The following is an 18,684-nucleotide window of genomic DNA, read 5'->3' as shown; positions in this document are numbered from 1 at the left end:
ATCGTAGACGACTGCTGCGGCCGGGAAACAGCCAACCAAGAAGATTTCCTGCCGCAATCGCGTTGGTAGACACAACGGCCAGGCGCCATACTTTGGATTCGCCTCCAGTCGTCACGTAACCCAAATGTACTGACCTGTAGAATCTTTCTATAACTCGATGTCGGCCCAGTCCGTTGGATTCAGCACTACGCCGGTAGGGTTACACTCGGCCAGCTGGAGTTGAAGAATCGCGCGGCGGATCACATCAATTTTTGTATCACCTTTCTGGCGCAGATCATTGTTAAACGCCGTGAAGTTACCTGGCTTGAGCAGGCCGGCCACGTTGCCCAGCTTGCTGTCCCCATTTAGCAGTTGATCCTCTTCCTTGATTTTTAAACCCTGCAACAATCGATTGCCGATGAAAGATTGCAGCTTTGCTGCGTCGTCAAGAATCTGCTTTGACGTTGGGAGCAATGTGCAAGCGTGACAACTGGCCGCTATATGGATACAAGAAATTGCATGCAAGGAACTCAAAAGTGCCGCAAAAAACAAAAAACCCGCATCAGCACAAGGCTAGAGGCGGGTTAATGTACGTCTTGAAACGTGTCGGTGGTGGTGATAGGTGGACTTGAACCACCGACCCCAGCATTATGAGTGCTGTGCTCTAACCAACTGAGCTATATCACCAAACAAGCCCGCAATTATGCGGTTTCCGTTAAAAGCTGTCAAGAAAAACAGAATTTTGCCCCGAATTTTTGGCAAAAATTGTGACGTTATTATCGTTTTAGGGCGTTGCTGACTGTCTCCAGGACGGTCTCGGCGACGTGGTTGCCGATGCAGTCGATCACGATGCGTTCCGGCATGGAGCGCAGCCAGGTGAGTTGGCGCTTGGCCAGCTGGCGGGTGGCGGCGATGCCTTTTTCGCGTAACTCCTGGTAGCCGTACTGGCCGTCCAGGTATTCCCAGGTCTGGCGATAGCCGACGCAGCGCATCGACGGCAAGCCTAGGTGCAGGTCGCCGCGGGCGCGCAGGGTTTCTACTTCCTGTATTAAGCCGCCCTTCGTCAATCCCCCCTCCACCGGACCGTCATGTTGTTGACCTAACATCAAATCGAAACGCTGGGCGATGCGTTGGTGCAATACGCTGCGGTCGGAAGGTTCCAAAGCCAGCGGCAAGATGTCGAACGGCAGTTCGGGGGCAGGGCGGTCGGTCAGCAGCGAGGACATGGTCTGGCCGCTGAGTTCGATGATTTCCAGCGCGCGCTGGATGCGCTGGCTGTCGTTGGGTTTCAGGCGAGCGGCGGTGATCGGGTCGAGCTGGGCCAGCTTGGCGTGCATGCCGGGGACGCCGATCTTGGCGGCTTCGGCGTCGAGCCGGGCGCGCAGCGCCGGATCGGCTTGCGGCAGTTCGTCGAGGCCGTCGCGCAGGGCCTTGAAATACAGCATGGTGCCGCCGACCATCAGCACCAGCTTGCCGCGCGCGTGGATTTCTGCGAACAGGCGCAGCGCATCGTCGCGGAATTGCATGGCCGAATAGGACTGGGTCGGCTCCATGATGTCGATCAGGTGGTGCGGGACGGCGGCTAATTCCTCGGGGCTGGGTTTGGCGGTGCCGATGTCCATGCCGCGATACACCAGGGCCGAATCGACCGAGATGATTTCGGAGGGGATGTGGCGTGCGATTTCCAGGGCGGAGGCGGTTTTACCGGACGCGGTCGGGCCCATGATGGCGACAACCAGCGGCTTGCGCGCGGATGATGCGGAAGGGGATGACATGCTGCTTACTGTCCGCGTAAAAAGAGTTTATCCAGATCGGACAGAGCCAGCTGGCTCCAGGTTGGACGGCCGTGGTTGCACTGGTCGGCGCGTTCGGTGGCTTCCATCTGGCGCAGCAGGGCGTTCATTTCCGGGATGGTCAGGCTGCGGTTGGCGCGCACGGCGGTGTGGCAGGCCAGCGTGCCGAGCAGTTCATTGCGGCGTTCGACCAGGACCCGGGAGCCGCCGAATTCGCGCACATCGCGCAGCACATCGCGCGCCAGCGTTTGCGCATCGGCGTTTTTCAGCAGGGCCGGCACCGAGCGCACCGCCAGCGTGGTGGGCGACATGGCGGCGATGTCGAAGCCCAGTGCATGCAGGGTGTCGCGGTTTTCTTCGGCGGTGCCGACTTCGACCGCATCGGCGAAGAACGTCACCGGAATCAGCAGCGGCTGCACCTGCATCGCATCTTCATCCAGCGCGCCTTTCAGCTGTTCATACAGAATGCGTTCATGCGCCGCGTGCATGTCGACCAGCACCAGGCCCTTGGTGTTTTGCGCCAGGATGTAGATGCCGTGCAATTGCGCCAGCGCGAAGCCGAGCGGGAAATCGTCGGCCGGCAGGGTTTGATTGGCGGCGGGAATTGCTGGCGCATAGCTCGCGGTGTAGCCATTCGCGTTGTTTGCTGAACGGTCGCCATCGGCAAATAGCGCACCATAATTGGCTGCGGTTTGGGCGACGCCATGTGTCGCCGGCGCAAATTGCGGGCCGAACGAAGTCTGGTGCTGCAGCGGTTGTGCGCCCGGTTGCAGAATTGCCTGCAGATGTTCCTGCGAACCGCGAATCCAGGGCATGGCGCCGGTAGGCGCGGCCAGCGGCGCCGGTGTCGCGCCAAAAGACGTGGCCGAGGTTTGCGCCAGCGCGCGGCTGACGGCGTGGAATACGAATTGATGCACGGCGCGACTGTCGCGGAAGCGCACTTCGATTTTCGATGGGTGGACATTGACGTCGACCAGCGCCGGGTCCAGGTCTAACCCAAGTACATATGAAGGATAACGGTCGCCGTGCAGCACATCCTGATAGGCGGCGCGTACCGCATGCACCAGCAGCTTGTCGCGCACGAAGCGGCCGTTGACGTAGAAATACTGGGCATCGGCACGCGCCTTGGAGGCGGTCGGCAAGCCGACGAAGCCGTGCAGGCGCAGTGGCCCGGCGGCTTCGTCCAGCGCCAGGCGGGCGTTGGCGAACTCGTTGCCGAGGATGCTGGCGCTGCGCTTGGCGATTTCGGTGACGTTCCAGTGATCGATGGTCTTGCCGTTGTGGGTCAACGAAAAAGACACATCCGGCCGCGCCAGGGCGATGCGTCGCACCACTTCCGCGCAATGGCCGAATTCGGTCTGTTCCGATTTCAAAAACTTGCGCCGCGCCGGCGTATTGAAGTACAGGTCCTGCACATCGACGGTGGTGCCTTGGGCGCCGGACGATGGCGTTACGGCCAGCGTACTGCCATCGATTTCCGAAGCATGCGCGGCGTCGGCGGTGCGCGAGGTCAGCGTCAGTTGCGATACCGAGGCGATCGAGGCCAGTGCTTCACCACGAAAACCCAGGGTGGCAACGTTTTCCAGGTCGTTCAGCGAGGCGATTTTGGAGGTCGCGTGGCGCGCCAGCGCCAAAGGCAATTGTTCCGGCGTGATGCCGCGGCCGTTATCGGTGATGGCGATGCGTTTGACGCCGCCTTGCTCCAATCGGACCGTAATCTGGCTGGAGCCGGCGTCGAGCGCGTTTTCCAATAATTCCTTGACTACGGCGGACGGCCGTTCGACCACTTCGCCGGCGGCGATTTGCGAAATCAGGTTGTCCGGCAGTTGCTGGATCGGGCGGATAGGGGAGAGCGGTGCATTCATGCAGCGATTATACCGAAGCGCGGGGCGCCGGCTGGGAGTTGCCGCATGGCTCGTTGTAAGGCTTTTTTAGCAAGTGCAGACATAATCAGGCAACCGATCTGTCTTTTTGCTGTCTTTCGTAGTGTATTATTCCCGCGCTAACTGAGGAAACCCCACTTATGGACTTTATGCAATTCATCGATGTCATCCTGCACGTCGATAAATCCCTTGGCTTCTTGATCAAGGAATACGGCACGCTGATCTACATGGTGCTGTTCCTGATTGTTTTTTGCGAAACCGGTTTGGTTGTGCTGCCGTTTTTGCCTGGCGATACATTGCTGTTTGTCGCAGGCGCATTCTGTGCGACCGGCGACATGAACATCTGGGTCCTGATGGGCTTGCTGATTATTGCGGCAACCACCGGCAATACCTTGAATTACTGGATCGGCAGCTTGATCGGGCATAAAGTCTATACCCATGATTACCGCTGGCTGGACAAGACAGCGTTGCAAAAGACGCATGCCTTCTATGAACACCACGGCGGCAAGACCATCATCCTGTCGCGTTTCGTGCCGATCGTGCGGACCTTCGCGCCGTTTGTGGCTGGCGTATCGGAAATGACGTTCTCGAAATTCCAGTTCTTCAATATTACCGGCGCGCTGCTTTGGGTGATCGGTCTGGTGACTGCGGGCTATTTCTTCGGCAATATCCCTATCATCCGCGATCATCTGAACACCATTGTGCTGATCGGCGTAGGTGCTGCGGTGGTGCCGGTGGCGGCGGGTGCGGTCTGGAAGCTGTATCACAAACTGCGCGGCGCGTAATCTTCTCAAAGAAATTCCCAGGCGTTTTAATAACGCTTTGGGAATGAAACAAGGGCCTGATGCATATCGATGCATCAGGCCCTTGTTGTTTTAGACCTTGCTGAACGCAGGGTCAGGTCAGGCGGTTTCTGGCCAGCGGCGGGTTGTGGGAGAAATACTTCTTGATGCCTTTCAATACGGCATCGGCCATCTGGTCCTGATAAGCATTGTCGGTCAGCTTGGCTTCTTCTTCCGGATTGGAAATGAACGCGGTTTCGATCAGGATGCTTGGGATATCCGGCGCCTTGAGCACTGCGAAGCCGGCTTGCTCTACCGCGCCCTTGTGCAGCTTGTTGATGCCGCCGATTTCGCTCAACACTGCGCTGCCGAGTTTCATGCTGTCGTTGATCTGCGCCGTGGTCGACAAATCCAGCAAGACGCTGGCCAGTTGCTTGTCATGGCTCTTGATGTTGATGCCGCCGATCAGGTCGGCCGAATTTTCCTTGTTGGCCATCCAGCGCGCAGCAGTTGAGGTGGCGCCTTTTTCCGATAGTGCGAACACCGAGGAGCCGCGCGCGGTTGGCGTGACGAAGGCGTCGGCATGGATCGAGACGAACAGGTCGGCTTGCACTTTGCGCGCTTTTTGCACACGGACACCAAGCGGGACGAAGAAATCGGCGTCGCGGGTCAGCATCACGCGCATGTTCGGCTGTTGCTCGATCTTGGCCTTGAGGCGTTTGGCGATCGACAGCACCACGTCTTTTTCACGGTTGCCGCCACGTCCGGTGGCGCCAGGATCCTCGCCGCCATGGCCGGGATCGAGGGCGATGGTGATCATGCGGGTCAGGCCGGGAGTCGGAGTGCGATCAGGTTTCGGATCGATGCGCGCAATTTGCGGCTGCTCCGGCTGCAGTTGCGGTTGGGGCGTTTGCGCCTGCGGTTTTGGTTGCTGAGCTTGTGGCTGCGGCGGCTGCGCTTGCGCCACCTGCGGCGCCTGCGCTTGCGCCACCTGCGGCGCCTGATCGACGGTAGAGCCGCTCGGCCATTCGCCTTTTTCGATCATCGCCGCGATCGGGTCGGGCGGGTTGACCGGGTACAGGTCGAACACCAGACGATGCTGGTAAGTGCCGACCGGCGGCAGGCTAAACACCTGCGGCTTGACTTCTTCCTTCAGGTCGAACACCAGCCGCACCACATTCGGGCGGTTCTGACCGACGCGGACTTGCTTGATGTAGGGATCGTTCGGCTGGATCTTGGCGACCAGTTCTTTCAAGGTCGGATTGAGTTCGATGCCTTCGATGTCGACCACCATCCGGTCCGGATTCTGCACCAGGAAATGGGAGGTCTTCAGTTCGGCGTCATTTTCCAGCGTGACGCGGGTGTAGTCTTCTGCTGGCCAGACCCGCACCGCGACAATTTGCGCGGCGCGCGCGGATATCGGCGCGAGGACTGAAATGAGCAGCGTGCCGCCGGCCTTGAGGACAGTCCGGCGGATTTTCGATTTCAGAGGTTTGGTGCAAATTTCAGTCGAGCGAGACATTGACTACCCTTATCAGATAACGCCTGCAATTCTACATCACGTCCCTTGCCGGAAACACTGAGTAATACACGAATATCGGGCTCTGGCAACGCTGGAGCTCCTTTTTCCGGCCACTCGACGATACAGACATTGGTGCTGTTGAAATGCTCCCGGAAACCAGCCTCCAGAAATTCGTCCGGACTGGCCATCCTGTACAAGTCGAAATGGATCAATTCGACCGTTTGTTGGTCAATCCGGATGGCATAAGGTTCCGCAAGAGTGTAAGTTGGACTCTTGACGTGGCCCTGGTAGCCGGCGGCGTGCAGCAAGGCACGGGTCAGGGCAGTCTTGCCGGCGCCCAGATCGCCCTGCAGATGGATCGAAAGTCCGGGCAGCAAAGCCCGCGCCAATGCCGCGCCCAAGGCGTTGGTGCCGGCTTCATCATGCAGGTGGGTAGTAAAATGCGGCATCACGTAACATAGTCCTCTATATAAAGTCTTCCCGGAATACCTGCTCGATGCTTGCAACGGATCACAATTTAATCGCTCTGGCCAACACCATCAAGGCATGGGGGCGGGAGCTTGGCTTTGCCGATATCCGCATTTCCGACGTCGATCTGGCGCAACAGGAGGCGGGTTTTCAGGCGTGGCTAGAGCTCGGCTATCACGGTGAGATGGATTATATGGCAGCGCACGGAATGAAGCGCGCCCGGCCTGCAGAATTGGTGCCGGGAACGATCCGGGCGATCGTGGCGCGCATGGACTATTTGCCGCGCGAGTACCAGGGCGATGACGGTCAATGGCGTCAACGCGAACAAGCCAGGTTGGAAAAGGCCGCGGCGGATACGGCCACGGTGTCGCTGTATGCGCGCGGCCGCGATTATCACAAGGTGTTGCGCTCGCGCCTGCAACAACTGGCCGACCGCATCAAGGATGAAATCGGCGAATTCGGTTATCGGGTATTCACCGATTCGGCGCCGGTGATGGAAGTGGCGTTGGCGCAGAAGGCCGGTTTGGGCTGGCGCGGCAAGCATACCTTGCTGCTCAACCGCGAGGCCGGATCGTTCTTCTTCCTCGGTGAAATCCTGACCGATCTGCCGTTGCCACTGGATGCGCCGATCAGTTCGCATTGCGGGCAGTGCAGCGCCTGCATCGATGTCTGTCCGACCAAGGCGATTGTCGGCCCTTACCGGCTCGACGCCCGGCGTTGTATCTCCTATCTGACGATCGAGTTGAAAGGCAGCATCCCGCTTGAGCTGCGGCCGTTGATCGGCAACCGGGTGTATGGCTGCGACGATTGCCAGCTGTTTTGTCCCTGGAACAAATTCGCACAGCCGTCCACGCTGGGCGATTTCGATGTACGCAACGGCTTGGACCGGGCCACGCTGGTGGAGTTGTTTGGCTGGACTGAAGCGCAGTTCAACAGCCGCATGGAAGGCAGCCCGATTCGCCGCATCGGCTATCAGCGCTGGTTGCGCAATATGGCGGTGGGTTTAGGTAACGCCGCCGCAGCCGATGTTAGTACGCCCGAGATTGTGGCTGCCTTGCGTGCGCGTATCGACGATCCATCCGAGCTGGTGCGCGAGCATGTTGAGTGGGCTTTGCTGCAGCACGGAGCAGCTTGAGGAGATTCGCTGTCGCTACCCAGCGCACCTCTGCTTTTACTGGATGGTGGTAAATACGATGCTTAGGGATATTAAAAGGATTTTGTTAATTCCTTTTTGAAGAAAACAACTTTCTCGGTCTCCTTAAATCCCAGCGCGTTATGTACTTTTTGTGACGTAACGTTGTCCAGGGCCGTATCTGATGCCAGTTCTTTACAGCCCTTTTCCAATCCCCATGATTGCACTGCGTCGATCAGTTGTTTCGCGACCCCTCTTCCTCGACACGATGGCGTAACAAAAATTCCTTCAAGAAAGGCGACGGGACTGTCGCTACAGCCATTTACATAGTCGTTTCTGATCGACGCGTCGGCGAAACCAAGACCTTTATCGTCATCATCTAGAGCTATAAATGAAACCAGGTGAGCAGACCGAATAATTTCCTCTCCATCTGATTCATTTGCAGTTTCAGAGGGGGCTGGCCATAATTGTTTTCTTAGCCCTGTCCATAGATATAAATTCGACTTACTTAATTTTTTAATTTTCATTAAACATAACCTCGTGCGTTAGATTTTTTGCCTGTTTCAATCGACATATGGCTGCACAGAGCGGCTTGACGGCTCTTCAATGCTGCAGCATCCACAGCCAGAACGGCAGGGTCAAGGCCGACAACATGGTGCCGGCGGAAACCAGGAAAGCCACCAACGGACCGTTGCCACCCATCCTGGCCGCCAGGATGTACGAGCTGGACGCGGTCGGCAGCGCAGAAAACAGCACTACGATCTGCAATTGCGCCGGCGCCAGCTGGAAATACTGCCCAAGCAGGAAAGCCAGGGTCGGCAACGCCAGCAGTTTCACTGCCAGGAAATAGACCGACAGTGCCTTGGCGCGTTGGACTCCGGTCAAGTGCAAGCCGGCGCCGACCAGCAGCAATCCCAGCGCCAGTGCCGCATTGCCCAGGCGCGACAACACCGCACCGGCGACTTCCGGCATCGGCAATCCCAACAAGCTGTACAGTAAGCCACAGGCGGTGGCGATCAGCAGCGGATTGCGCGCCAGCTCCTTGAACAGGCCGCCATTCTTGTGCGCCAGCGCATGCACCGCAGCCAGGTTGCATAGCGGTACGCCGAAACCGATCAGCAAAGCCATCATGCCGGTGGCTTCCTCGCCGCCCAACCTGGCGGCCAACGCCAGCGCCATATAGGAATTGAAGCGATAACTGGTTTGCATGCCGGATTCGTAATCCATCGGCGCCGCCTTGATCCACGGCTTGCCCAGCCAGGTCAGGATGATGGCGCCGACCAGCGCCAGCAAGCCGACCACCAGCATCTTGCCGCTGGTGTCGAAGCGCAGCGGCGTCCGTGCAGTGGAGTAGAACAGCAGCGCCGGGAATAACAGGAAGTACACCAGCTTTTCCGCGCCGGTCCAGAAGTCGCTGCTCCAATTACTCAGGCGGCGCAGGGCGACCCCCAGCAGAATCAGGGTGAAATCGGGGAGCAGCAGGTTGACGATGTACATGGAGTGGCGGATATTGGTGAGAGGAGTTACATAGCAGCTGCGGATTATTGTTAGCTGTTGCTAACCTGGTCCGGCCGCAATTTGTATCGGAAATTTCGATGTCGCCATGTGGCCGGTCATTTTATATGGGAATGTCTTAAAGCAAATACTTAACGTTAATTTCCACGTGGAAATTAATAATGTTTATTTGATAGGGATTTAGTGAAAACCTATGTTGTTTCACAAAAATGATTCATATAAATTATTTGTTAAGTCGACGCAACACCTGTTACAGTGCGTCCACAATTTGATATTGCTACTTAATGTTGCTACAAAGAGTGCGGCAAATTGAACCGGATTTCGGTTTCCGGCAGTAACAGGTATGTGACACAGAATTCTGATTTTTGAGCATGTCGGCAGGAGCGCTTGCCGGCGACATTGAATATTTTAAGGTGGTGGTGCATAAGAACGGTATTGATACCGGGGATACTGAGGAGACCGTGCATTCCAAATGAAGCTGTCGAAACAGCCGGGAGTGCATATAGAAGTAATTTGAGGCGCATCGTCAGATGCGCCTTTTTTATTTTATGCTCAGGTCTGTTAGCATTTGATTGGGGGGATACGTTTCAAGCAGAGCGCGTGCTGGCCGCGGCTTGGCACTCCCAAATCAAATGTGAATATGTGAATAGGCCCTGCAGCATGAATATCATCTCTGATAGTCCACTCAAACGTGTCGCCGGCGGCCAACTGCCTGCGCAGCATTTCTCTGCTGTCGTGGCCGTACCGTTCGGCGCGATCGGCATTCGCACCGATGCCGGCCTGGTGCGCGAGCTGGTTTATCTGCCGCCATCATTCCACGAAAAAGACGCGAGCGACGCACTGGCTGAGCGTGTCGTGAAGCAGATCGGCCGCTATGTCGCGCAACCCGATTTCCGCTTCGACCTGCCGCTGGCGCCGCTCGGCACCGCTTTCCAGCATAGGGTCTGGAAAGCGATTTCTGCGATCCCGCGTGGTCAAGTACTCACTTACGGCCAGGTCGCCAAGCTGGTGGAGTCGGCGCCGCGCGCTGTCGGCCAGGCTTGCGGATCGAACTGGTTTCCATTGGTGATCCCTTGCCATCGCGTCACTGCTGCCGGCGGCATCGGCGGCTTTTCTCATCACGATGAAGAAGACGGTTTCCATATCCGGGTCAAGCGCTGGCTGCTGGAACACGAAGGCGTGGTCGGCTTGTGAGGAAACCGCGTGCCGATGGTCCACCGAAGCCGACGCTGACTGCCGACAATCAAACTGCAATCGACGAGTTTTGCGACAGCCTGTGGCTGGAAGACGGCCTCGCCAAAAATTCGCTGGAAGCGTATCGCCGCGACATGAGCTTGTTCGCGCTGTGGCTGCAAGAACAGCCGGAGCGCAAGTCGCTGTTCGCGATCGACGCCGGCGACCTCAACGCCTATTTCCTTGCCAAGCACGATACCAGCAAGGCCACCTCGGCGAATCGGCGGCTGGCGGTGCTGAAGCGTTTCTACCTGCTGGCCTTGCGGCAAAACCGCATCAGTACCGATCCCTGCCTGCACTTGCGTTCGGCCAAGCAGGCGCCGCGCTTTCCCAAGGTGCTGTCGGAAGCGCAAGTGGAGGCATTGCTGGCGGCGCCCGATGTCAACACGCCGCTCGGCCTGCGCGACCGCACCATGCTGGAACTGATGTACGCCAGCGGTTTGCGGGTGTCGGAACTGGTGTTGCTGAAGACGATCGAGGTCGGCATGAAGGAGGGCGTGTTGCGGGTGACCGGCAAGGGGAATAAAACCCGGCTGTTGCCGTTCGGCGAGGAGGCGCGCAGCTGGATCGTGCGCTACCTGCACGACGCGCGTGGCCAGATCCTGAGCGGCCAGATGGATGACGCCTTATTCGTGACAGCGCGTGGTGGCGCAATGACGCGCCAGATGTTCTGGACGCTGATCAAGAAATACGCATTGCGGGCTGCTATCAATGCGCCGCTGTCGCCACATACCTTGCGCCATGCATTTGCTACCCATTTGCTCAACCACGGCGCCGATTTGCGGGTGGTGCAGCTGCTGCTGGGTCATGCCGACATATCGACCACGCAGATTTACACGCACGTGGCGCGCGAACGCTTGAAAAAATTACATGAAGAGCATCATCCGCGCGGACGTTGACCTGGCTGTCAGGTTAAAACGCGCGGGGATGTGATTTTTTGGACAAGTTCTGCGCAAGGCAGGATAATGCACGCAACGGTTTAGTTGACGATAGATTAATTTTTCTGGCGAGGGCAGTACGTAAACTCTGTTCCGCAATGCGCTGGCTTCTCCTGTATCCTGTACATCATCTATAAAGAGCTTATTTAGGGGGCGCAATTGGCAAAAACAAATTTTCAATATGAAAAACGGCAAAAAGAATTAGAGAAGAAAAAGAAAAAGGAAGAAAAGCTGAAGCGCAAGCTGGAGAAGGGTTCTTCCACCGAAGTCGAATCCGACGAAACTGCGGAACCTGAGGAACCGGGCAGCGGCGAACCTGCTCCCGATGAACCGAAGCAGCCTTAAGCCTGCTTGAAAATCAGCTGCAATGCACTGGATGGGGCGCGGATCAACGACGATGTCACAAATCCGCAGTCTCGTTGCATAATGTCGCCGCATCAGGTTTGACGACAACATTATTTGCATGCCCCGGTATCGATCGGTGTATTCAACTTGCCCAGTATGACAAAACACATTTCAGAGACGCCGGCGACGCAATTCCTGCGCAAGCACGGTGCGGTCTTTTCCGAACATCCCTATGAGTATGAAGAACATGGCGGCACCACGGTATCGGCGCGCGCATTAGGCGTGGATGAACACCATGTGGTGAAGACGCTGGTGATGCAGAACGAGGCGGCCAAGCCGCTGATCGTCTTGATGCATGGCGACCGCAAGGTGTCGACCAAGAACCTGGCGCGGCAGATCGGCTGCAAATCGATCGAACCGTGCAAGCCGGAAGTGGCGAATCGCCATTCGGGCTACCTGATCGGCGGCACATCGCCGTTCGCCACGCGCAAGGCGATGCCTGTCTATATAGAAGAGAGCATCCTGGCGCTGCAAAAGATTTATATTAACGGCGGCCGTCGCGGCTACCTGATCGGTTTGGCGCCGCACATCGCGCTCGACCTGCTGCAGGCGCAGCCTGTCAGCTGCGCACTGGAAGAGTGACAGCTCTGAACCCATAAAGACAAAGAAGAGAAAGAGACACGCATGTACACATTGTTATTCATCATTGCAGCCTACCTGATCGGTTCGATTTCGTTTGGCATCCTCACCAGCAAAGTGTTTGGCCTGGGGGATCCGCGTACCTACGGATCGAACAATCCGGGAGCCACCAATGTGCTGAGAAGCGGGAACAAGACCGCTGCCGCACTGACATTGCTGGGCGATGGCTTCAAGGGCTGGCTGGCGGTATGGCTGACGCAGAAGTTCGGGCCGCAATTCGGCCTAGGCGATGGCGCGGTGGCGCTGACTGCGGTGGCGGTTTTCCTGGGCCACCTGTGGCCGGTGTTTTTTCGCTTTGCCGGTGGCAAAGGCGTGGCGACGCTGCTCGGCATCCTGATCGGCATCAATCCATGGCTGGGGCTGGCGACCATCGGTACCTGGCTGATCATCGCCTATGCGTTCCGTTATTCGTCGCTGGCGGCGCTGATTGCCAGCGTATTCGCGCCGTTCTTCTACACCTTGCTGGAAGGTCCCGACATGATCCTGCTGGCGATTGTCGTGATGAGCGCACTGCTGATTTATCGCCACGCTAAAAATATCGGCAACCTGCTGGCTGGTAAGGAAAGTCGCATCGGCGCCAAGAAGAATGGCGGCAAGGCCGTTTAGCCGGGTTTGCGCCATCGCTCTGTCAATCTGAAGTCAAAAAAAGGGAAAAAATGAAAAGAAAGATTTTGCTGGCCGCAGTGGTGGCCGTCGCGCTGATCAACACGTTGCCGGCGCAAGCTGCAGATCGCAAGGTGATGCTGCCGCTGGCGGCGGCGATGGCGGACAACGATGCGCAGAGCCGTCTGGGTGACAGCGTGAAGTTTTATTTTGGTAATCAGCCGACGCCTCCGGTCTTGAGCAAATTGGGAGTCGATAAAACCAGCCAGAAGACCAATGCATTCGGCAAATCCGACGAAAAAGCCTGTCATTGGGTATTTTTGTCGGCGATGCTGCGCCTGCAAAAGCGCGCCATCGATCTGGGCGCGAATGCTGTCGTCAATATCGTCAGTAACTACGACAATATCGAATATTCGAGTTCTACCGAATTCGAATGCCATGTCGGCGCCATCATGGCCGGCGCCGCCTTCAAGGGTGAGTTCGTCAAGATTGCCAAATAAGGGCGAATACAAGACTGGATACGCAATCCTTTGGCATGCCATGTCCGCGCGACGGGAGGCCTGGTCAATAAGTATCGAAAAAGCGCTAACCGACAAAAGGTTAGCGCTTTTTTATTTGGATTTCTGTAATTCCTTATATTGAAACAGATATAAGTGATATTCGAGTCATAACTATCTGCAACTATTGCTGCGGCGCGTCATGGGAAGATTTGCAGATATTCTCTTTACTATGTCCATGAAGGAATCTCAAGGCATCAGATTTTTCACGTAAATCACCTTGCTGTGCAGCATAATTTTGCATTGTGAAATCACATATCGCTATTTGGAAGTGTAAAAAAGTCCTGTTAGAATTTGGCACCCGTCTACAAAGTGACGTAGATGCTTGCGACCCAACCCGCTAGTCCGATGCTAAATTGGACAGGCGCACAAATTCAGGAGACTCAGCATGTCAGCCCAGCTCGACCAGGTTTTGGCCCAAGCCGCCAAAGATCCAGATGTCATTGAAACGCAAGAGTGGCTTGATGCGCTCGAAGCGGTCATCGAAACCGAAGGCCCTGAGCGCGCCCACTATCTGATGGAAAGAATGGTTGACCTGGCCCGTCGTCGTGGCGCCCAGATCCCGTTTTCCAGCAATACCGCTTACGTTAACACCATCCCGGCCCACATGGGCGAGCCTTGCCCTGGCGATCTGGAAATCGAAGAGCGCCTGCGCTCGTGGATGCGCTGGAATGCGATGGCGATGGTGGTCAAGGCCAATCGCCTCGACGGCGACCTCGGCGGCCATCTGTCCAGCTTCGCTTCGCTGGCCAACATGCTCGGCATCGGCTTCAACCATTTCTGGCACGCTCCTTCCGAAAACCACGGTGGCGACCTGCTGTACATCCAGGGCCACTCGTCGCCAGGCATCTATGCCCGCGCGTTCCTCGAAGGCCGCCTGACTGAAGAACAACTGCTGCATTTCCGTCGCGAAGTCGATGGCAACGGCCTGTCTTCTTATCCGCATCCAAAGCTGATGCCGGATTTCTGGCAATTCCCGACTGTATCCATGGGCCTGGGCCCATTGATGGCGATCTATCAAGCGCGTTTCCTGAAGTATCTGCATGCACGCGGCATCGCCGACACGGCTAACCGCAAGGTCTGGGCGTTCTGCGGCGATGGCGAGATGGATGAACCGGAATCGATGGGCGCGATCGGCATGGCCGGCCGCGAACGTCTGGACAACCTGGTGATCGTGGTCAACTGTAACCTGCAGCGCCTGGACGGTCCGGTGCGCGGCAACGGCAAGATCATCCAGGAACTGGAAAGCGATTTCCGCGGCGCTGGCTGGAACGTGGTCAAGGTCATCTGGGGCGCAGGCTGGGACGATCTGCTGGCGCGCGACAAGGAAGGCATCCTGCAGCGCGTGATGATGGAAACCGTCGACGGCGAATACCAGAACTACAAGGCCAAGGATGGCGCTTTCGTGCGCAAGCATTTCTTCGGCAAGCATCCAAAGTTGCTGGAACTGGTCAGCAAGATGTCCGACGACGACATCTGGCACCTGACCCGTGGCGGCCACGATCCGCACAAGATCTACGCTGCATTCAAAGTGGCGCAGGAACACAAGGGCCAGCCGACCGTGTTGCTGGTCAAGAGTATCAAGGGCTACGGCTTCGGCAAATCGGGCGAAGCGCGCAACACCGCGCACAACACCAAGAAGCTGGACGACGAAGCCATCAAGGCCATGCGCGACCGCTTCCAGTTGCCGATTTCCGATGAGCAGCTGCCAAGCGTGCCGTTCTTCAAGCCAGCCGACGACACTCCGGAAATGCAGTACCTGCATGCCCGTCGTAAAGAGTTGGGCGGTTACCTGCCACAACGTCGCCAAAAGGCTGACGAAGAGTTGATCGTGCCGGAATTGTCGGCATTCAAGGGCGCGTTGGAGCCAACCGCCGAAGGCCGTGAAATTTCCACGACCCAGGCTTACGTCCGTATCCTGAACACACTGCTGCGTGACCCGAGCCTGGGCCAGCGCGTGGTGCCGATCATGGTCGACGAATCGCGTACTTTCGGTATGGAAGGCCTGTTCCGCCAGATCGGTATTTTCAGCCAGGTCGGCCAGCTGTACGAACCAGTCGATAAAGACCAGGTGATGTACTACCGTGAAGACAAGGCCGGCCAGATCCTGCAGGAAGGCATCAACGAAGCTGGCGGCATGAGCTCGTGGATTGCTGCGGCGACTTCGTACTCGACCAACAACCGGGTCATGATCCCGTTCTACACTTATTACTCGATGTTCGGTCTGCAGCGTATCGGCGACCTGGCTTGGGCAGCCGGCGACATGCGCGCCCGCGGCTTCCTGTTGGGCGGCACCGCTGGCCGTACCACATTGAACGGTGAAGGCCTGCAGCACGAAGATGGCCACAGCCATGTGCTGGCATCGACCATCCCGAACTGCGTGCCTTACGATCCGACCTTCTCGCACGAAGTGGCAGTCATCATGCATGACGGCTTGCGCCGCATGGTCACCAACCAGGAAGACGTGTTCTACTACCTGACCCTGATGAACGAGAACTACAGCCATCCAGGTCTGAAGGAAGGCCAGGAAGAGGGCATCATCAAGGGCTTGTACCTGCTGCAGGAAGGCGGCAAGAAGAACAAGCTGCGTGTGCAGTTGATGGGCTCGGGCACGATCCTGCGCGAAGTCATCGAAGGCGCGGCATTGCTGGCCAGCGACTGGGGCGTTGATGCCGATGTCTGGTCGGCGCCGTCGTTCACGCTGCTGGCTCGCGATGGCCAGGACGTCGAACGCTGGAACATGTTGCACCCGACGGAAACACCACGCGTGGCGCACATCACCCAATGCCTGAAAGACACTAGCGGCCCGATCATCGTCTCCACCGACTACATGCGTACTTTCGCCGAGCAGGCACGCGCGTTCGTACCGGCTGGCCGTACCTATAAAGTGCTGGGCACCGACGGTTTCGGCCGTTCCGATACCCGCGCCAAGCTGCGTGAGTTCTTTGAAGTCAATCGCTATTACGTCGCGGTGGCTGCATTGAAATCGCTGGCCGACGAAGGCAAGATCAAGGCCTCAGTTGTCGCCGATGCGATTACCAAGTATGGTATCAATCCGGAGAAGCCGAATCCGGTCACGCAATAACAGCAATAACCGGACGAGTAGGGTGGGCATGCAATGCCCACGCGGAGCACAAGCTGGGGCTGCCGTGTGGGCACAGTGTGCCCACCCTACAAAACATATTTCCACGAATGTGAAGCATGGGGTAGTACTTCACAGCGGGCAGAATGAATGGAGCTAAGCGATGAGTATGGTGGAAGTCAAAGTCCCGGATATCGGCGACGTCAGTGAAGTTGAAGTCATTGAATTGATGGTAAAAGTCGGGGATACGGTAAAAGTTGATCAGTCGCTGATCACGGTCGAATCCGACAAGGCCAGCATGGAAATCCCGTCGAGCCACGCGGGCGTGATCAAGGAATTGAAGATCAAGCTGGGCGATAAGGTCAAGGAAGGCACATTGGTGCTGGTACTGGAAGCCGATGCAGCCGCAGCAGCGCCGGCCAGCGCGCCAGCGGCGGCAGCACCTGCACCGGCGGCAGCCGCTCCGGCCCCTGCGCCGGTAGCAGCAGCCCCAGCCCCAGCCCCGGTAGCGGCACCTGCTGCAGCCGTTGCAGCGGCGCCAGCAGCAGCGGCCAATAGCGCTGGCGGCATCCCGCATGCATCGCCATCGGTGCGCAAATTTGCGCGTGAGCTGGGCGTTGACCTGAGCCGCGTTGCCGGCACCGGCATCAAGGCCCGCATCACCCACGAAGATGTGCAGAACTACGTCAAGGGTGTGATTGCCGGTTCGGCAAACACCAACGGCGCTGCGGCAGCAAGCAAGGGCGGCAGCGGTGTCGGCCTGGATCTGCTGGCATGGCCATCGCTGGATTTCAGCAAGCAAGGTCCGACCGAGTTGCTGCCACTGTCGCGCATCAAGAAACTCAGCGGCCCGAACCTGCATCGCAACTGGGTCATGATTCCGCACGTGACGCAGTTCGACGAAGCCGATATCACCGAGCTGGAAGAATTCCGCAAGCAAGCCAACGACAGCTTCGCCAAGGCCAAGTCGCCGGTCAAGCTGACCATGCTGGCGTTCGTCATCAAAGCCAGCGTCGCGGCGCTGAAGAAATTCCCGGCATTCAATTCCTCGCTGGACGGCAAGGGTGAAAACCTGATCCTCAAGCAGTACTACAACATCGGCTTTGCCGCCGACACGCCGAATGGCCTGGTAGTACCGGTGATCAAGGATGCCGACAAGAAGGGCATCAGCCAGATCGCTCTGGAAATGGGCGAGCTGTCCGCACAAGCGCGCGACGGCAAGTTGAAGCCGGCCGACATGCAAGGCGCGACCTTCACGATTTCGTCCTTGGGCGGCATCGGCGGTACGGCCTTTACGCCAATCATCAATGCACCTGAAGTCGCTATCCTGGGCTTGTCGAAAGCATCGATGAAACCGGTCTGGGACGGCAAGCAGTTCGTGCCGCGCCTGATGATGCCGACATCGTTGTCCTACGACCACCGCGTTGTCGACGGTGCGATGGGCGCGCGCTTCAGCGTCTATCTGGCTGAAGTATTGGCCGACATGCGCAAGACATTGTTGTGATGTAGGGCGGGCACTTGGTGCCCGCCTTGCAAGTCAATTTGCATATCGTTGGAGAGCAACCATGACTACTTGCGTTGTCGTCAAAAAAAATGGGCAGATCGCCATTGCATCGGATTCGCTGGTGACGTTCGGCGATACGCGCTTGTCGCATGCCTATGAGGTCAACAACAAGATATTCCAGGTTGGTGAGTCGTACATCACGCTGGCCGGCACTGCCGCTCACTTTCCAGTGATGCGCAAACTGCTGACCGGCATGGGTGAAGACTGCAAACTGAATAATCGCGACGATGTATTCGAAACCTTTTCCAAGGTGCACACCATCCTCAAGGATCAATACTTCCTCAATACCAAGGAAGATGAGGACGATCCGTACGAGTCATCGCAGATCACCGCGCTGATCGCCAATCCTTACGGCATTTTCGGTGTGTATTCGTATCGCGAAGTATTCAGTTTCGATCGTTTCTGGGGCATCGGCAGTGGCCGCAATTTTGCCCTGGGTGCGATGTACGCGGTCTACGAGCAGGATATCAGCGCCCAGCGGATTGCCGAGATCGGCATTCATGCAGGCGTCGAGTTCGACAAGAGCTCTGCCACCCCGTTGCGCATTCACAGTTTTGAAATGAAAACGTAGCTAGCACGCCACACGTCG

18 protein-coding genes and 1 tRNA gene are annotated in these 18,684 nt (G+C 57.4%); 11 read left to right on the top strand and 8 right to left on the bottom strand.

The window, feature by feature from the left end; genetic code table 11:
- Positions 1 to 147: 147 nt before the first annotated feature.
- From ACIPF8_RS08795 to mutL, 4 genes are all read right to left on the bottom strand, one after another.
- Positions 148 to 453 (bottom strand): phage major capsid protein, encoded by a 306-nt coding sequence (locus ACIPF8_RS08795; RefSeq protein ID WP_400419717.1) that lies wholly within the window; start codon positions 451 to 453, stop codon positions 148 to 150.
- 136 nt (positions 454 to 589) lie between these two features.
- Positions 590 to 666 (bottom strand) — tRNA-Met (locus ACIPF8_RS08790).
- 89 nt (positions 667 to 755) lie between these two features.
- Positions 756 to 1,754, bottom strand: coding sequence for a tRNA (adenosine(37)-N6)-dimethylallyltransferase MiaA (miaA, locus tag ACIPF8_RS08785; protein ID WP_400419714.1), 999 nt, complete (start codon positions 1,752 to 1,754; stop codon positions 756 to 758).
- 5 nt (positions 1,755 to 1,759) lie between these two features.
- Positions 1,760 to 3,637 (bottom strand): DNA mismatch repair endonuclease MutL, encoded by a 1,878-nt coding sequence (gene mutL, locus ACIPF8_RS08780; RefSeq protein ID WP_400419712.1) that lies wholly within the window; start codon positions 3,635 to 3,637, stop codon positions 1,760 to 1,762.
- Between the two features lie 158 nt (positions 3,638 to 3,795).
- Between mutL and ACIPF8_RS08775 the strand changes: the two genes are divergently transcribed.
- Positions 3,796 to 4,440 (top strand): VTT domain-containing protein, encoded by a 645-nt coding sequence (locus ACIPF8_RS08775; protein WP_400419709.1) that lies wholly within the window; start codon positions 3,796 to 3,798, stop codon positions 4,438 to 4,440.
- Positions 4,441 to 4,552: 112 nt separating this feature from the next.
- Here the strand turns inward: ACIPF8_RS08775 and ACIPF8_RS08770 are convergent, their stop codons facing one another.
- Together ACIPF8_RS08770 and tsaE are read right to left on the bottom strand one after the other, a co-directional pair.
- Positions 4,553 to 5,959, bottom strand: a complete 1,407-nt coding sequence (locus ACIPF8_RS08770) for an N-acetylmuramoyl-L-alanine amidase (RefSeq protein ID WP_400419707.1) — start codon at positions 5,957 to 5,959, stop codon at positions 4,553 to 4,555.
- Positions 5,923 to 6,408 (bottom strand): tRNA (adenosine(37)-N6)-threonylcarbamoyltransferase complex ATPase subunit type 1 TsaE, encoded by a 486-nt coding sequence (gene tsaE, locus ACIPF8_RS08765; RefSeq protein WP_400420527.1) that lies wholly within the window; start codon positions 6,406 to 6,408, stop codon positions 5,923 to 5,925. The genes ACIPF8_RS08770 and tsaE overlap by 37 nt, the downstream gene beginning before the upstream one ends.
- A 47-nt stretch (positions 6,409 to 6,455) precedes the next feature.
- Here tsaE and queG point away from each other — a divergent pair, with 47 nt between their 5' ends.
- Positions 6,456 to 7,562 carry a tRNA epoxyqueuosine(34) reductase QueG gene (gene queG / locus ACIPF8_RS08760; RefSeq protein ID WP_400419704.1) on the top strand — a complete coding sequence of 369 codons (1,107 nt, stop codon included), beginning with the start codon at positions 6,456 to 6,458 and terminating at the stop codon, positions 7,560 to 7,562.
- Between the two features lie 71 nt (positions 7,563 to 7,633).
- Here queG and aac(6') read toward each other — a convergent pair whose 3' ends face one another.
- Both aac(6') and ACIPF8_RS08750 read right to left on the bottom strand, forming a co-directional pair.
- Positions 7,634 to 8,086: an aminoglycoside 6'-N-acetyltransferase gene (gene aac(6'), locus ACIPF8_RS08755; protein WP_400419701.1), complete on the bottom strand. Its 453-nt coding sequence runs from the start codon at positions 8,084 to 8,086 to the stop codon at positions 7,634 to 7,636.
- A gap of 76 nt (positions 8,087 to 8,162) precedes the next feature.
- Positions 8,163 to 9,056, bottom strand: coding sequence for an AEC family transporter (locus ACIPF8_RS08750; protein ID WP_400419698.1), 894 nt, complete (start codon positions 9,054 to 9,056; stop codon positions 8,163 to 8,165).
- Positions 9,057 to 9,734: 678 nt separating this feature from the next.
- Between ACIPF8_RS08750 and ACIPF8_RS08745 the strand changes: the two genes are divergently transcribed.
- The 9 genes from ACIPF8_RS08745 to ACIPF8_RS08705 all read left to right on the top strand — a co-directional run bounded on the left by ACIPF8_RS08745 (position 9,735) and on the right by ACIPF8_RS08705 (position 18,666).
- A complete protein-coding gene (locus ACIPF8_RS08745) occupies positions 9,735 to 10,268 on the top strand; it encodes a methylated-DNA--[protein]-cysteine S-methyltransferase (protein WP_400419697.1) in 534 nt (177 codons plus the stop codon).
- Positions 10,265 to 11,206, top strand: coding sequence for a site-specific tyrosine recombinase XerD (xerD, locus tag ACIPF8_RS08740; protein ID WP_400419694.1), 942 nt, complete (start codon positions 10,265 to 10,267; stop codon positions 11,204 to 11,206). The genes ACIPF8_RS08745 and xerD overlap by 4 nt, the downstream gene beginning before the upstream one ends.
- A gap of 198 nt (positions 11,207 to 11,404) precedes the next feature.
- Positions 11,405 to 11,590, top strand: coding sequence for a hypothetical protein (locus ACIPF8_RS08735; RefSeq protein WP_400419692.1), 186 nt, complete (start codon positions 11,405 to 11,407; stop codon positions 11,588 to 11,590).
- A gap of 156 nt (positions 11,591 to 11,746) precedes the next feature.
- Positions 11,747 to 12,232 carry a Cys-tRNA(Pro) deacylase gene (ybaK, locus tag ACIPF8_RS08730; protein ID WP_400419689.1) on the top strand — a complete coding sequence of 162 codons (486 nt, stop codon included), beginning with the start codon at positions 11,747 to 11,749 and terminating at the stop codon, positions 12,230 to 12,232.
- Positions 12,233 to 12,274: 42 nt separating this feature from the next.
- A complete protein-coding gene (gene plsY / locus ACIPF8_RS08725) occupies positions 12,275 to 12,895 on the top strand; it encodes a glycerol-3-phosphate 1-O-acyltransferase PlsY (protein WP_400419686.1) in 621 nt (206 codons plus the stop codon).
- Positions 12,896 to 12,945: 50 nt separating this feature from the next.
- Positions 12,946 to 13,392: an excinuclease ATPase subunit gene (locus tag ACIPF8_RS08720; protein ID WP_400419683.1), complete on the top strand. Its 447-nt coding sequence runs from the start codon at positions 12,946 to 12,948 to the stop codon at positions 13,390 to 13,392.
- 445 nt (positions 13,393 to 13,837) lie between these two features.
- Positions 13,838 to 16,534 (top strand): pyruvate dehydrogenase (acetyl-transferring), homodimeric type, encoded by a 2,697-nt coding sequence (gene aceE / locus ACIPF8_RS08715; protein ID WP_400419680.1) that lies wholly within the window; start codon positions 13,838 to 13,840, stop codon positions 16,532 to 16,534.
- A gap of 160 nt (positions 16,535 to 16,694) precedes the next feature.
- Positions 16,695 to 18,035, top strand: a complete 1,341-nt coding sequence (gene aceF / locus ACIPF8_RS08710; protein WP_400419677.1) for a dihydrolipoyllysine-residue acetyltransferase — start codon at positions 16,695 to 16,697, stop codon at positions 18,033 to 18,035.
- 61 nt (positions 18,036 to 18,096) lie between these two features.
- Entirely contained in the window at positions 18,097 to 18,666 is a 570-nt protein-coding gene (locus tag ACIPF8_RS08705; protein WP_400419674.1) for an MFS transporter, read from the top strand.
- The last annotated feature ends 18 nt before the right edge of the window (positions 18,667 to 18,684 follow it).

The organism is Collimonas sp. NPDC087041, assembly GCF_044745265.1.
In the GTDB taxonomy this organism is placed as follows: Bacteria; Pseudomonadota; Gammaproteobacteria; order Burkholderiales; family Burkholderiaceae_D; genus Collimonas.
Note: the sequence above shows the minus strand (reverse complement) of the source record. Positions and strands in the feature narration are given on the sequence as shown.

Bases quoted from the DNA above. Each gene is read 5' to 3' on its own strand.
- miaA (WP_400419714.1), bottom strand. From the start codon at position 1,754: ATGTCATCCCCTTCCGCATCATCCGCGCGCAAGCCGCTGGTTGTCGCC.
- mutL (WP_400419712.1), bottom strand. From the start codon at position 3,637: ATGAATGCACCGCTCTCCCCTATCCGCCCGATCCAGCAACTGCCGGAC.
- ACIPF8_RS08775 (WP_400419709.1), top strand. From the start codon at position 3,796: ATGGACTTTATGCAATTCATCGATGTCATCCTGCACGTCGATAAATCC.
- ACIPF8_RS08770 (WP_400419707.1), bottom strand. From the start codon at position 5,959: ATGTCTCGCTCGACTGAAATTTGCACCAAACCTCTGAAATCGAAAATC.
- tsaE (WP_400420527.1), bottom strand. From the start codon at position 6,408: ATGCCGCATTTTACTACCCACCTGCATGATGAAGCCGGCACCAACGCC.
- queG (WP_400419704.1), top strand. From the start codon at position 6,456: ATGCTTGCAACGGATCACAATTTAATCGCTCTGGCCAACACCATCAAG.
- ACIPF8_RS08750 (WP_400419698.1), bottom strand. From the start codon at position 9,056: ATGTACATCGTCAACCTGCTGCTCCCCGATTTCACCCTGATTCTGCTG.
- ACIPF8_RS08745 (WP_400419697.1), top strand. From the start codon at position 9,735: ATGAATATCATCTCTGATAGTCCACTCAAACGTGTCGCCGGCGGCCAA.
- ybaK (WP_400419689.1), top strand. From the start codon at position 11,747: ATGACAAAACACATTTCAGAGACGCCGGCGACGCAATTCCTGCGCAAG.
- plsY (WP_400419686.1), top strand. From the start codon at position 12,275: ATGTACACATTGTTATTCATCATTGCAGCCTACCTGATCGGTTCGATT.
- ACIPF8_RS08720 (WP_400419683.1), top strand. From the start codon at position 12,946: ATGAAAAGAAAGATTTTGCTGGCCGCAGTGGTGGCCGTCGCGCTGATC.
- aceE (WP_400419680.1), top strand. From the start codon at position 13,838: ATGTCAGCCCAGCTCGACCAGGTTTTGGCCCAAGCCGCCAAAGATCCA.
- aceF (WP_400419677.1), top strand. From the start codon at position 16,695: ATGAGTATGGTGGAAGTCAAAGTCCCGGATATCGGCGACGTCAGTGAA.
- ACIPF8_RS08705 (WP_400419674.1), top strand. From the start codon at position 18,097: ATGACTACTTGCGTTGTCGTCAAAAAAAATGGGCAGATCGCCATTGCA.